The organism is Dehalococcoidia bacterium (assembly GCA_030018455.1).
Classification (GTDB): Bacteria; Chloroflexota; Dehalococcoidia; order DSTF01; family JALHUB01; genus JASEFU01.
Window position 1 is genome coordinate 50017 of the sequence record JASEFU010000002.1, and the last position, 12827, is coordinate 62843.

General features: G+C 67.1%; 10 protein-coding genes. 3 read left to right on the forward strand and 7 right to left on the reverse strand.

Annotated features, from left to right (window positions below; translation table 11 throughout):
• Window positions 1-21 precede the first annotated feature (21 nt).
• Window positions 22-1653 carry an ABC transporter substrate-binding protein gene (locus tag QME71_03700; protein MDI6857403.1) on the reverse strand — a complete coding sequence of 544 codons (1632 nt, stop codon included), beginning with the start codon at window positions 1651-1653 and terminating at the stop codon, window positions 22-24.
• Window positions 1654-1755: 102 nt separating this feature from the next.
• The gene (locus tag QME71_03705; protein ID MDI6857404.1) at window positions 1756-3042 is read right to left on the reverse strand and encodes an alkaline phosphatase; all 1287 of its coding nucleotides are present in this window, start codon (window positions 3040-3042) and stop codon (window positions 1756-1758) included.
• A gap of 110 nt (window positions 3043-3152) precedes the next feature.
• Here QME71_03705 and QME71_03710 point away from each other — a divergent pair, with 110 nt between their 5' ends.
• Window positions 3153-4475 (forward strand): CehA/McbA family metallohydrolase, encoded by a 1323-nt coding sequence (locus QME71_03710; protein ID MDI6857405.1) that lies wholly within the window; start codon window positions 3153-3155, stop codon window positions 4473-4475.
• A gap of 11 nt (window positions 4476-4486) precedes the next feature.
• Here QME71_03710 and QME71_03715 read toward each other — a convergent pair whose 3' ends face one another.
• From QME71_03715 to QME71_03735, 5 genes are read right to left on the reverse strand one after another with little or no spacing between them, the layout of a single operon-like run.
• Window positions 4487-5743 carry an alkyl sulfatase dimerization domain-containing protein gene (locus QME71_03715; GenBank protein MDI6857406.1) on the reverse strand — a complete coding sequence of 419 codons (1257 nt, stop codon included), beginning with the start codon at window positions 5741-5743 and terminating at the stop codon, window positions 4487-4489.
• 52 nt (window positions 5744-5795) lie between these two features.
• Window positions 5796-6782 (reverse strand): alpha/beta fold hydrolase, encoded by a 987-nt coding sequence (locus QME71_03720; GenBank protein MDI6857407.1) that lies wholly within the window; start codon window positions 6780-6782, stop codon window positions 5796-5798.
• 11 nt (window positions 6783-6793) lie between these two features.
• A complete protein-coding gene (locus QME71_03725) occupies window positions 6794-8158 on the reverse strand; it encodes a M28 family peptidase (GenBank protein MDI6857408.1) in 1365 nt (454 codons plus the stop codon).
• Between the two features lie 31 nt (window positions 8159-8189).
• Window positions 8190-9755 (reverse strand): carboxylesterase/lipase family protein, encoded by a 1566-nt coding sequence (locus QME71_03730; GenBank protein MDI6857409.1) that lies wholly within the window; start codon window positions 9753-9755, stop codon window positions 8190-8192.
• A 31-nt stretch (window positions 9756-9786) separates the two neighbouring features.
• Window positions 9787-10650, reverse strand: coding sequence for an acetoacetate decarboxylase family protein (locus tag QME71_03735; protein ID MDI6857410.1), 864 nt, complete (start codon window positions 10648-10650; stop codon window positions 9787-9789).
• Between the two features lie 135 nt (window positions 10651-10785).
• Here QME71_03735 and QME71_03740 point away from each other — a divergent pair, with 135 nt between their 5' ends.
• Window positions 10786-11463 carry a GNAT family protein gene (locus tag QME71_03740; protein ID MDI6857411.1) on the forward strand — a complete coding sequence of 226 codons (678 nt, stop codon included), beginning with the start codon at window positions 10786-10788 and terminating at the stop codon, window positions 11461-11463.
• Between the two features lie 157 nt (window positions 11464-11620).
• Complete coding sequence (locus QME71_03745) at window positions 11621-12820, forward strand: NlpC/P60 family protein (protein MDI6857412.1); 1200 nt, start codon at window positions 11621-11623, stop codon at window positions 12818-12820.
• Window positions 12821-12827: the final 7 nt, after the last annotated feature.

Here is a 12827-nt window from a genome sequence, read left to right on the forward strand (position 1 = left end):
TTCGAACAGAGATCATCAGTTTCACTTGTCCAGCCACATATCGTACGTGTAGGCGATCATTCCCGGCTCCACGTCCTCATATCCCCGCACGTAGTTCCAGCGGGCCGTAAAGGCGTATGGTGAATAGAGATAGAGGAACGGACCGTGGCGATCCAGTATCTTGCGTGTCACCTCATGCGCCACCTTCTGCCGCTCGTAGATGTCCACCGTCACCAGTATCTTGTCCAGCAGGGCATCAATCTCCGGATCGGGCAGATGGACAGGGTTGGATTTCCGGGTCCAGTTCCTCGTGTGGTTGAATTGGAGCGGCAGGTGCTCGTTGCCGTAGGGGAGCCCGCCGCCGACCATCAGTTCGAAGTTCTGGCTCATGAGGTCGGCGACCCAGGCGCCGAGCTCCATCGGCACGAGGTTGATCGTGATGCCCGCCTCGGCCATCTGCTCCTTGATGACTGCGGCGAGATCAACATCGGAGCCGGAGGAGACGAATTTCAGGCTGAGGGTGAGGTCGCTGACGCCGGCGGCTGAAAGTAGCTGACGAGCTTTCGAAACGTCGTGCTTGTAGTGCTCTCGCAGCTCCTCCTGCGGAAGCGACCAGAACTCCAGGCCCCAGGACATCGGCCCGCTGACCTTGCCTTCGCCGAAGCATAGCCTCTCGATTATCATGTCGCGGTCGAGGGAGAGGTCCAGCGCCTCGCGGACGCGTATATCCTGGAGCGCCGGCACCTTGATCTCGTTCAGATTGATCATGAAGATGAAGAGGCTGGGCGATTTGACCAGCGTGATATCCTTGCTGTAGCTCGCTACATCATCGGCCTGAATCTTGGTAGGCGGACTATACACATCCAGCTGCTGCGCCTTGAAGGCAGCCCTCAAGGCGGAATCGTTGGCGATTATCCGCCAGGACATGCCGTCCAAATAAGGGATCCCCTCTCTGTAGTAAATCGGGTTGCGGGTCATCTCCATCGTCTCGCCGCGGGAGAGGCTCGCCACCTGGAACGGGCCCGACCCGAGGCCGTGCGACTTGAGGTCGCCGAACTCCTCAACCGCCTCCTTTGCCACAATGGCCGTGCGGATCCCGCCGAATTCCTCCATGGTGTAGGCATAGGGGCCGGTGAGGCGCACCTCAAATGTGTACGGGTCGGGCGCGGACTTGCTCTCCATGCCCTCCGTCCAGAAGGGGGTTGCCTGCGTTGAGGCGATCCTGTCGAAGCTGTACAGCACGTCCTCGGCGACGAGCTCGCGGCCGTTGGCGGGCGGCAAGTCCTGGAAGCGGACGCCCCGGCGCATCCGGAAGACGTAGGTGAGGTCGTCCGGCTGCTCCAGCGACTCGGCATGGTCAAAGACGAGGTAAGGGGCGCCCTCCAGGGGCACTATCTCGTGCAGCAGGTAGCCGTAGATGAAACAGATGAAGGCCAGGCCGAGCGTAACTTCGGTGTGGGGATCGATGCTGACCGCGGCAACGGTGCTCCCGAGGTGGTACACTCCCCCCCGTTTGGGAGCGCCGCTCGTGTGAGGAGCCGCCTGCTCTTCCTGATCATCGGTGCAGCGCAGGGCCGCCAGCGACGTAACGCCGGCCGCTGCCGTCGCCAGCTTCAGCGCCTGCCGCCGCGAGAGTCGTGTGTGCGCGAATAGCGGGCCGTCGGTCAGAGTCATCGGGTCTTGTCCTTCCCAATTATGCAGTCTCACCGATCTAGACGGAAGTAGCGTCCGCCGGCGGTCCTTCCGCAGCGCCGGCGCTGCGCAGGTGTTTCCTCCCTACTCTGCCGGCCGCGAAAGCCCCAGCGCGTCGCGCATGACCTCGAAGATGCGCGTGTTCTCGTAACAGCCGGCGAGCTCGGCGGCGCGCGGGCCGACAGCTCCCACTCCCACGTCCTCCGCCGTGTGGAACGAGCTAGCCCAGTCCAGCCAGAAGCTCTCTCCCGACGGCGATGCGAACGGCCCGTCTTCGTGGAGCGCCATCCGGCACTCCCGCGCGTCGTCCGGGCTCGGGTCCGGGCAGTCGCCGTCCTGCGGTATGTCCTCAATCGTCGGGCCGCCGGTCGCGTGGTCGGCGGTCACGATGACCAGCGTATCGGGGTGTTCCGCCTGGAAGGCGAGCGCCACGCGGACCGCCTCGTCAAAAGCCAGCACGTCGCCCAGCGTGTTCAGGGCGTCATTACGGTGGGCCGCGTCGTCGATCATGCCGCCTTCGACCATCAGGAAGAAGCCGTCCGGCGCCTTGCTCAGCACCGCCAGCGCCGCCGACGTCATGTCCGCGAGGGTGGGCGAATAGGGGCGCTCCATCTCGTAGTCCCCGAACGTGCCCAGCAGCTTCTCAACAGCGCTCAGGTCGAGCGCGGCGAGCTCTGTCTCGCTGCACACGGTCTCGTAGCCCTTCGCCTCCGCCTGCTCGATCAGGTCCACGCCGTCCGTGCGGTCGCCGTCATCGGGGAAGCAGCCGGCGTCGCCCGCGGGCAGGAAGTAGTCCTCGCCGCCGCCAAGCAGGACGTCGACCTCGTGGTCGAGCATGTCAACGGCGATGTTCAGGTAATCGCTTCGGTCGGCGTTATGACAGGCGAAGGCCGCCGGCGTGGCGTCGACGAGGCGCTCATCGGTCACGAGCCCCGTCTTCTTTCCCGCCGCCTGTGCCATCTCCAGCAACGTGGTCAGCGGCTCGCCATCCGCGTCCACGGCAAGCGCCCCGTTGACCGTCTTCACGCCCGTCGCCAGGGCCGTCGCCGCCGCCGCCGAATCGGTCACCAGTTTGTCCGCAGGGCCGGTTTTCGCCATGCCCGCGACCGGCAGCCCGTCCATGACGAGCTCCTCGCCGGAGTAGAGGCGGGCGGCCGCGCGGTGGCTCACGCCCATGCCGTCGCCGATGAGGAGGATCACGCTTGCGGCGGTCTCCTGCCCGACCGCGCCGCCGTCCTCGTTGTCGTCGCTGTCGCAGGCCGCGAGGGCGAGCGCCAGGAGAATGGGCAGCAGGGCCGCGGCGATTACTTTCCAGAAACGTGCCTCCCCGCCTCCCAAAGATCGCAAGTCCCCAGCGGTCTTTCCGCGCATGGTCCTCCCTCCTTGCGCCCCGGCGTCTGTACGCTGCCCGCCGAAGCCCTATAATAGCGCATGATATTGCGCTCGACGCCTTGTGCATAGATAGAATGGAGGCGGCCCGCATGATTGCTCGAAGAGTGTTGCTCGTCCTGGCATCGATGATGGTGGTAGCGCTGATGTCGTATGGTTGCGGCGACGATTCGGAGAAGGAAGAGGAGGCAGCGGCGCCCGAATACACGCTAGTCTATTACGACGGCCACATGCACACCGTGGCATCCGACGGCAACGGCACGGTGGCCGATATCAAGAAGACGGCCCTCAGCCGCGGTCTCAGCGTCGTCATCGTTACCGACCACTGCGAAGAGGTGACACAGCAGGAGTGGGAAGAGCTGCGGGCGGCGACGGCTGCCGTCTCCGACTCTTCATTTCTCGCCCTGGCCGGTATCGAGGTCACGGGCAAGGAGGGTCTCCTCAACCGCGACCATATCGTCGCCTGGAACATCCCCAGCCCCTACGTCCAGGGACAGGGGACCGAGGCCTGCCCCGAGGAGGTGTGGCCCTCGGAGAAGAACCCTGAGGGCACGGGAACGGCGCACCCCGAGAACATCACGCGGTGGGTCGAGCATATCCATTCGCAGGGCGGGATTGCCGTGCACGCTCATCCCGCGGGCTCGACGCGGCTCGATTACGGGGTCGACTACATCGAGGTGTACAACCAGAGCCAGATCGACGATATCGTCAGCTACGTGGGGGCGCTGGGGTTTTCGCCGGAGGAGGCCCTTCCCTACGCCATGACGATCGGCAACTTCGCCGTCTACGGCGAGCGCGACCTCGACACGCCGGTGCGCTTTCCCGGCGGCGCGGAGCCTATCTCGCTGCGCGCGGCGTTGCAGGCGGCAGGGCTGCGTCTCGGCGCGCCGGAGGCGCCGCTCAATTCATGGGACGACCTCCTGATGGCGTACGTCCGCGGGGAAATGAAAAGGCCGACCTTCGCCGCCGCGGGCAGCGACGCCCACAACACCGCCGACGCCGACTCCAACGTCGGAATCGCCAGGAACGGCCTGTATGTGAGGGAACTGACGGCCGGCGCCGTGTACGAGGCGATCAGGGCGGGACGCAGCTTCGCCACGACGGGCCCGTCGCTCGATTTTCAAATAGACGGGAAGATGATGGGCGAAACGGTGAACGTTGAGGCGGGCAAGCCGGTCAGGATACTGATGCGGGCGCAATCGGGGAGCGATACCGCCGTGCTGACAGAGATCGACCTGATACGCAACGGCGAATTGCTGACAACGCTGCACCCGAACGAGACCGAGTACGAGGACGTGATGGAGGACTTCGTGGCGGAGCCGGGATACTACCGCATCGAGGTGACGGCGCGCGACGAGACTACGGGCCGGGAGTACTTCGCCTGGTCGAACCCCGTCTTCGTCACCGTCCCGTGAGCGGGGAGGCGTCAGGTTTTCAGCTTCGCCCTCGATTCGCGCTCGGCGGCGCGGAAGACGCCCTTCGCCATCGTCGATGTCTCTTGCTGGACGCGCGCGGCGTAGATCTCGGCCCGAAGGGCGTGGACCTCGCGATTGGCCGGCCCGGCCGCCGCCGCCCACTCAATGACATGGCAGGCAAGACGCAGGCTGCCCTGCTCCATCAGCGCCCGCGCCCGCTCCATCAGGGCCGCGACGCCGCCCGCCAGCGCTGCTATCTCCGCCGCCTGCTCCGCCTCCGGCGCCGGCTTCAAGTGCGAAGGGTTGCCGTCGTACCAGCCGCCGTACAGCCGCCAGACGTTCCGCACGATGAACTCCGGCTCGTCATACACTGGCTGCAAGTAAGGGCGGTCTTTCAGGTGGGCCGGCGGCTTGACGGTGTGAATGACGGCGTCCAGCGTCGCCCCTTCGTTCATCAGCGCCACCGTCTGATCGTGCAGCGACTGCAGGAACTCCGCCGTGTCGAGCAGTATCTGGCGCACCCTGTCGCGTCCGACGACGATGATCCCGTGTCCCGGCGACAGCACCTCCGCCTCCAGCGACGCCATCTCGCGCAGCGCCTGCGCCCACTCGGCGGAGTAGCGCTGCACCTTCTGCGGGTTGCCTGCGTTCGGCGCCGCCCAGATTATGAGGTCGCCGGGGCAGAGCACCCTGCGCTGCGGCGCCCACACCCACGTGTGGTCGTCCGTCTCGCCGCGCGCGTGATGCAGCTCGAAGCGGAGGCCGCCCGCGGTCACGACCATCGACTCATCGTAGGTGGTATCGGGGTAGGTGTAGGAGACGGGCCACTGGACGTCGCCGCCGAACTGGCGTGAGTTGATGATGCCGTTGTAGCCTGCGGTGAGAATGTAGCGGTCGAAGCGGGCCGCCACCGCCTCGTGGCCGATGACGCGCGGCGGCTGCCATCCCCGCTCCTTCGCTTCCTCGGCGAACGGCGGCACCCCGAAGACGTGATCGACGTGGCCGTGGGTGTAGACGGCGGCATCGAGGCGGGCGCCCGACCACCCGCGTATCGCCTCGTGCGTTTGCCGCTGGTTGAAGAACCCGCCGGTATCGATTAGGACAAGGCCGGCGTCGGTATCGAAAGCGGTCACGTTGGCAAACGACCGGTAGAAGATGGTGCGTTCCGCTATTTCCTCGATTTCCCCCGTTGCCGTAAAGGGATGGTGATCATACGTTGAGATTTCGCCCGTCCATAGCTTCTCCGCCAGCTCTCTCACCGTCCCCATCGCGGCCTCCTTCCTGCCCTCGCCGGACAACAACGTTTGGTCTACCGAGGCTTCACTCCTCGAAAAACGCCCGGATTGCCTCCGTCACGCCTTTCGGCTGCTCCAGCTCGCTGAAGTGCCCGCAGTCCCGCACGACCCGCAATTCCGCGTCGGGGAACAGCTCCGTCCCGCCGTCGAAGTACCAGAGCGGCTGGGCGGGGTCGCTGTCCGCCTGGAGCAGCAGCACCGGAAAGTCCATTGCCGCAAAGAGCGCCTCTCGCTCTTCGGCATTGACGCCGCCGCTGAAGAAGTCGCGGAAGTAGCGCGGCACGGCCTCGGCGACCCCCTCGCGGCTGAACTCCTCGATGATGCGCGTCATGTCCTCTTCGGCGACCGGCTGCACCGTCCGACCCTCGTAGACCGTGCGCACGAACGCTTCGGCGTCGTCCATCAGGCGGGCCGCAAGCGCCTGGTCCTGGAACAACACGAACTGGGGGTGGTTCTTCGGGTCGGTCTTGAGGAGCGGCGCCTGCATGCGGACGTAGCGCTGGACGCGGTCCGGGTGTCTTCCCGCCAGGTAATCGCCGATCATCGTGCCCCAGTCGTGAGTGACCAGGCTGAACCGGTGGAGGCCGATGGCGTCGAGAAGCGTTAGCAGCTCGTCGGCGACGTTAGCCGGCCGATAGTCGCCGTCCGACTTGTCGGACCGGCCGTAGCCCTTCAGGTCGATGGCGATGACACGGTACTCGGACGCGAGCGCTTCGAGCTGATAGTGCCAGGAGTACCACGATTCCGGCAGCCCGTGGAGAAAGACGACCGGTTCGCCCTCGCCCGCTTCCACGTAGTGCCAGGTCAGCGCGTACGGCTCGCCGTCTTCCGCAGGCGTCGTGACTTGGACGACGCGCGAGCGCATGGTCACGCCGTTCATCTCGAAGGTCTCGGACTCGATCTCGCGCAGCGCTTGCGGTCCTTCGCCATCGCAGGCGGACGCAAGCGTTGAGGCAAGCGCGAGACCCGCCAGGAGCAGCGCCGGAAGAAGTCTTCTAACAATTCCCTGCATGCCGTCACTCCTTACGCTGACCGCATTTCCCTGCGCATCGACTCCGCCGTTTGTCCGCGCGTCGACTCGATGATGCGGACGGCGGCGCGCGTGATCGCCGCCAGGTGCTCGCGGTCGATTTTGTCCAGCGTGTCCATGGCGTCGAACAGGTAGAATGGCGCCGTCAGGAAGCTGACAAGCGGCACGCCCGCGGGATGGAATGCCCCGGCGTCGGTCGGGGGCCGCTCGCCGAAGACCGCCGGCGGCAGGATGAGCGACCTCTCGAGCCGCTCCGCCTCGATCGCCGAGCGCACGGCGTCTTCGAGCGCCGCGTTGCGGCTGGTGAACCACCAGCGCGCCTCCGGCAGGCCCGTCGGCTCAAGCCTGCCGTCCTTTTCCGCGAACTCCGCGGCGGCGTGTTCAAGGTGCACCTCGAGCACGGTGCGCTCGAGCTCCGCCTCGTGGGCCTTTATGAACGCGCGCGTGCCGATGCCGCCCGTCATGTGGCCCGTCGTCAGGAGAAAGAGCATGCGGTGAGGGCGCTCCGACGGCGGCACCCGCGACCAGTACTCCGCCTGCGCCAGCACAAGGGCGACGCCCGATGCGTCCTCGACCGCCGAAGCCCACGGCCCGTCGTGGTGCGAGCCGACGATGACGAGTTGTTCGTCCTCACCGGGCAGCTCGCCGATTACGTTGTCGCTCGTCGTCATGTGCCGTTCCGCGTCGACTTCGATGCGGGCGCGGACGGGCCCGGCGGCCAGCATTTCGCGCAGACGGGCGCCGTCGCTCCCCCTAATCCAGACGGCGGGCACGGGCCGCGCGACGCCGTCGTAGGGGACGTAGTAGCGGTAGGAATCGCCCGGAAAGTCGAGGATGGAGCCGATGAAAGCGAGGGCTCCGGCGTCGATCGCAGCGTCGGCGACGAGCTGGCGTCCGGGCGCGAAGGGCATCACCTGCACGGACTCGGCCATCGTGTGGCGGGGATCGTAGTGCCAGGTGGCGACGCCGGTGAACGCTTTGTGAGGGATGCGCACGAGGGATTCGTCACGCAAGGCGATGCGGCCGCGCACATCGTCCGGCGATTCGAAGTCAAAGCGGGCAAGCGGCCCTTCAACCACGCCCGGCGCCGTGTGCGGCAGCGGAAAGCATTCGAGCGTCAGGCGGGAGGCGTCCGGCCCGTCGCGCCAGGCCGTGACCGAAGCGCGGCGCGGCTCCCAGTACGGCAGCTCGACCGGCTCCGCGCGCACGTTCTCGAGACCGAGCTCCCGGAAGCGCTCGAGGCAGAAACGCTCCGTCCATCTGTCGGCGGGGGAGCCGGGCCGCCGCTCGCCCTGCGCGAAGATCTGCTCGACCCAGCGGAAGACGGCGTCGTTGTCCGGAATCAGCTCGTGGCGCACGTGCGGTCCCTCCTTTTTGCTCCGTCCGATGTCACAGGCCGCCCCGCAGGGGCACGCCCTCCCAGGCGTCGAGCTCCTCGCGGTAGGGGTCGGTCTCCACGCGGCACGGCACGTCGAATATCATTGTCGCGCGGTTGGCGGCAGTGTAGGGCTCCCAGTGCGGGATGGACGGGTTGTTGGGGTCGCCGCTGCGGGCGAAGGCGCGCCACGTGCGGCTCATGATGTCGCACAGCTCGTACTTGTCCTGCCGGCTGCCGGTCAGCGGCATGTGGTCGACCGTCTCAAACACGAAGGGGATCTCGAGAGCGTGGGTGGACTTGAACAGGCCGCCCAGGTAATCGGTCTCCCAGGTGAACAGGTACATGAACACGGGGGCTCCGCCCGCGGCCGCCTTCCGCTCGGCGAGGACGATGGACGCCCGCCGGAACCCTTCGCTGGTGATGCCGACAAGCAGGTCCCAGGGCGAAGCGCCTGGCCGCGTCCGCCTGTAAGTGTCGATGATCGTGTCCGTCCTGTCGCCGAGAACGGGCGCGAGGCGTTCCTTCAGCTCCTGCTCGGTGAGCCTGCGACGTTGCGGGTCGGCGGCGAGGAAGAGCGCCGCTTCGTCGCGGTTCGTGCCCACGATCACCGGCACGTCGACGGCGGTCGGCGCAGCGACGGGGTCGAACGGGTGGACGGGCAGGTAGCGGCCGTCCATTACAGGCGCGAACCCCATTAGCGGCGTTGTGGGCGTGATCATCAGGGCGCTGCGGCGTCGCGGCGGCGGAAGCCGGATGACGGCGTCGAGCAGTTGCCGCGGGGGCAGCGCCTGGAGCTTTTCGGTCTCGTTCGGGCGGATGTCGAGCTGTGCCAGCAGGCGCTCGGTGTACTCCGTGGCCTCGGCGGGCTCGAGCGCGCGGATGCCGGGTCCGCTCTGGATGATGGCGCGGTGGAAGAGGCCTTTCGCGGAGGGCATCGCGAGAAGATGGCTGACCTTCGCTCCGCCTCCGGATTCGCCGAAGATCGTAACGTTGGCGGGGTCGCCGCCGAACGCTTCGATGTTGTCGCGTACCCACTCGAGCGCGAGCACCACGTCGAGCAGCCCGGCGATGCCTGAACCGGCGAACGCCTCGCCCGCGAGGTCTGCCAGGTGCAGGTAGCCGAAGACGTTCAGCCGGTGGTTGATCGTCACGATGACGACGTCGCCGTGCGCGGCGAGGGCGGCGCCATTGTACGTCAGCTCGGAGCCGGCGCCCTGCGCGTAGCCGCGGCCGTGCAGCCACACCATGACGGGGCGCTTGCCGCCGTCACGTATGCCGGCGGTCCACACGTTCAGCACCAGACAGTCCTCGCTCTGCGGGAGGTGGCGCAAGACTCCCATCACGCGTTCGTCGATGGCGGCCTGGTCCCAGTCGGTCAGCGCCCCTATTTGCGGGCAGATCGGGCCGTAGTCTGTGGTGTAGCGCACGCCGGTCCACGGCTCCGGCGGCCGCGGCGGCAGGAAACGCCGGTCGCCGCCGGTGGGAGCGCCGTAAGGCACGCCCTTAAAGGAGAAGACTCTTCGCTCAATCGTGCCCCGGATGGTACCCGCCGTAGTCTCGACCGTAATGTCGTTCACGTTTTGCTCCCTTCTTCGGGGCCTGCCGTTCTCACTCCAGTTCCGACCACTCGAGGACGGAGTTGCCTGTTATCTCCTGGAAGACGGCCCAGATGGTGCTGCCCTGCGGGCCGAGCAGTCCCGCCCACGGCTCGCCGGGGTCGGCCCTGACCGTAGCCGAGCCGGTGGTGGTCGCCGTCTTCTGCTCGCCTGAGGGGGAAGACTTCACTTCGATGATGCCGGGCCCCTCTCCTGGCGGCATCAGGTTGAAGAGAACGCTCGTCTCCCCGGCGCCGGTCTCAGTCGACGGCTCGCCTTCGGGGGTGAACGTGACCTCCATTACGGTCCGTCCCCCGTGGACGACGCGGCCCGTCCAAACGCCATCCTTCTCCTGAAGCGTGATCTCATCTGCCACGTACTTGTCGAAGCCGATGGCGCGGCCGCCGGCGTTCGCTGTCTCGTCGTCGACGGGCATGGTGTAGGTGTACCAGCCGGTGCGCCCCTGGTACTCGCACTGCAAGAGCACGTAGCCCTCGCGGTAGGGCACAAGGGGGAGCGTCACGTCGTAGTAATCGGCGACGGTGACAACGACGAGGGGCTCGTCAGGCATGTCGAACTTATCGGGCAGGAGCGAGCGGTAGAGCGCGAGGTCGGCCGGTGGGAAAGCCGTCCTGACGAGGCGCGTTCCCAGGAACGCCCACGGCCGCTCCGGCTGCGACGTCGCGGTCGGCGCGAGGGTCGGGTCCGGTTGCGACGGCGCGGTGGCCGTAGCTTCAACGGCCGCCGGGCCCGACTCGTCGCCGCCGCCGCAGGCAGCGAGGAGGATGCAGGCGCTGGCCGCAAGCGCCATAATCATGGCCCACGGCGCCACCATGTGCGGACGGGTGACAGATTGCCGGACACCCCGACGTTTCATGCTGCCCACTCCTTTCCCGAGCGCTCGACCGGACGCCGACCGGCCCCGGCTCAAACCGTCGCCTGGATTCTACCACGTACCCTCGAACGTGCCACACGGCGCCGGTCGCATCTCCGGACAGGCGATGATGCGGGGATGGCAGTATCGCCGCTCTTCCAGTATCGTTCGTGGGTGGGAGCGCGAGTTCCAGACAGAGCATGGGGGTCAAGCATCATGCGCATCGTCACCGGCCGGCTTGTCCTGCGCGAATTCGCGGCCGATGACTGGGCCGACGTCCTGGCCTATCAGCGCGACCCCCGGTACCTTCGCTTCTACCCCTGGTCCGAACGTACGGAAGGTGACGTACGGGACTTCGTGCGGATGTTCGTCGAGCAGCAGCGGGAGGAACCGCGACGCCGGTTTCAGCTCGCCATCACGCTGCCGGACAGCGGTCTGCTGGTTGGGAACTGCGGGATTCGCCGCAAGCCTGAGAGCGACTGGGAAGCGGACATCGGCTTCGAGCTGGCGCCGGAGTATTGGGGACAGGGCTATGCCACCGAGGCGGCGCGCGCGATGGTCGACTTCGGCTTTCGGGAGCTGGGGCTGCATCGCGTCTCGTCCTGGTGCATCGCGGAGAACACCGCCTCTGCGCGCGTGCTCGAGCGGGCAGGGTTGCGGCTTGAGGGCCGGCTGCGGGAGAACGTGTTTTTCAAGGGCCGCTGGTGGGACACGCTGCTGTTCGGCCTGCTTGAGAGTGAATGGCGGGCCGCGAGGGACGGGAACGTCTGGACTATGCCCAGCGCCGGATTTGACAAACGGCGCGGGTTCTGGTAACGTGCCCACAGTCCTGTGGCGGGCGTAAGGGAGCGAAGGGAAGCCGGCTGACTAGCAGGAGGCGAGGAGCATTAGAGGCACGCTCGGCCCGCGCACTCTGAAGCCGGGCATCCGGTTGGAGTCGCGAAAACGCCCTGGGTCACGGTCCCCTATCGGCGTGGGAGTCTGTAGCGCCTACAGGCCTTTTCTCCATCTCTTCGTCCTGGCCCTTGTCCTCTTCGCCATTGCGTCTGCCGCTCTCTTCGCGGGGCGCCTCCAGTTCAACCCACGGGTCGCTTCCTTCGCCGCAAACAAGCTCTCCGTCTCCGGCGTCGCCGCTGCCGTAGTCGAACAAGAGGAGCACTTCCTCCGTGCGCCGCTTCTGCCCCTGACCGCCGCTTCGACGTTGCCGGCGGAGCCTTCGACGTCGCTGGAGGCGCAGGCGGCGTTCCTCCTGGGCGCCGTCGCCTCGCCGCTGCCGCCGCCCGAGGGCTTGTCAGGCGAGGGGACGATTGAAGCCGCGGCCGCCGGTCTTCCGCTCGAGGAACCCGAGCCTTCCGCTCCGCCGCCCGTCTACGTCGTCCACATTGTGGAGGAAGGCGATACGATAGGCGGCCTTGCTGCGGCTTACGGCCTGTCGTCGTCATCGATACTGTGGAGCAACCCGGGCATCAAGAGCGCCGACTCGCTTACCCCCGGCCAGGAGCTGCGCATCCCCCCCGCCGACGGCATCGTCTACGACGTCGCGGCCGGCGACACCCTGAGCGACATCGCGGCCCGGTTCAGCGTCGACGTCCAGGCGATTATCGACTTCGCGGGGAACGGCCTCTCGGAAGGCGACGCCATCGCTGAGGGCCAGACGGTCTTCGTGCCGGGCGGGACGATGCCGGACCCCGTCGCAACGCCCGAACCCGCGCCGCTGCCGCAACCCGAGCGCGTACCGGAGCCGCCCGCGCCGGAGCCGGTCGCCACGCCCCTTCCCGTGGCCCCATCGGGTGATCCGTCTGAGCTGGGGGCGCGGGCCGCCGATCTCGCGCGTTCTCGCATCGGTTCGCCCTACGTCGCCGGGGGCGCCGGCCCCGGCGCCTTCGATTGCAGCGGCCTCGTCTACTGGGTCTACCGGCAGCTCGGCGTGCCTGTGCCGCGCACGAGCTGGGAGCAGTACTCCTGGGCGACCCCTGTGGGGGCCTCGCAGATGCAGCCCGGCGACATCGTCTTCTTCACCAACACGTGGTCGGGCGGCGTCAGCCACGTCGGCATCTACGCCGGCGGCGGCATGGTAGTGATGGCTGTCGACGAGGGCGATATCGTGCGGGAGGTGGCGCTCGCCGAGGCGTACTGGAGCGCCCACTTCGCCGGAGCCGGCCGTCCCCCCTGATCCGGGT

What these genes read in the sequence shown, in the direction of transcription:
- QME71_03720 (MDI6857407.1), bottom strand. Translation starts at nt 6,782, where the DNA reads ATGCAGGGAATTGTTAGAAGACTTCTTCCGGCGCTGCTCCTGGCGGGT.
- QME71_03705 (MDI6857404.1), bottom strand. Translation starts at nt 3,042, where the DNA reads ATGCGCGGAAAGACCGCTGGGGACTTGCGATCTTTGGGAGGCGGGGAG.
- QME71_03700 (MDI6857403.1), bottom strand. Translation starts at nt 1,653, where the DNA reads ATGACTCTGACCGACGGCCCGCTATTCGCGCACACACGACTCTCGCGG.
- QME71_03740 (MDI6857411.1), top strand. Translation starts at nt 10,786, where the DNA reads ATGGCAGTATCGCCGCTCTTCCAGTATCGTTCGTGGGTGGGAGCGCGA.
- QME71_03735 (MDI6857410.1), bottom strand. Translation starts at nt 10,650, where the DNA reads ATGAAACGTCGGGGTGTCCGGCAATCTGTCACCCGTCCGCACATGGTG.
- QME71_03710 (MDI6857405.1), top strand. Translation starts at nt 3,153, where the DNA reads ATGATTGCTCGAAGAGTGTTGCTCGTCCTGGCATCGATGATGGTGGTA.
- QME71_03715 (MDI6857406.1), bottom strand. Translation starts at nt 5,743, where the DNA reads ATGGGGACGGTGAGAGAGCTGGCGGAGAAGCTATGGACGGGCGAAATC.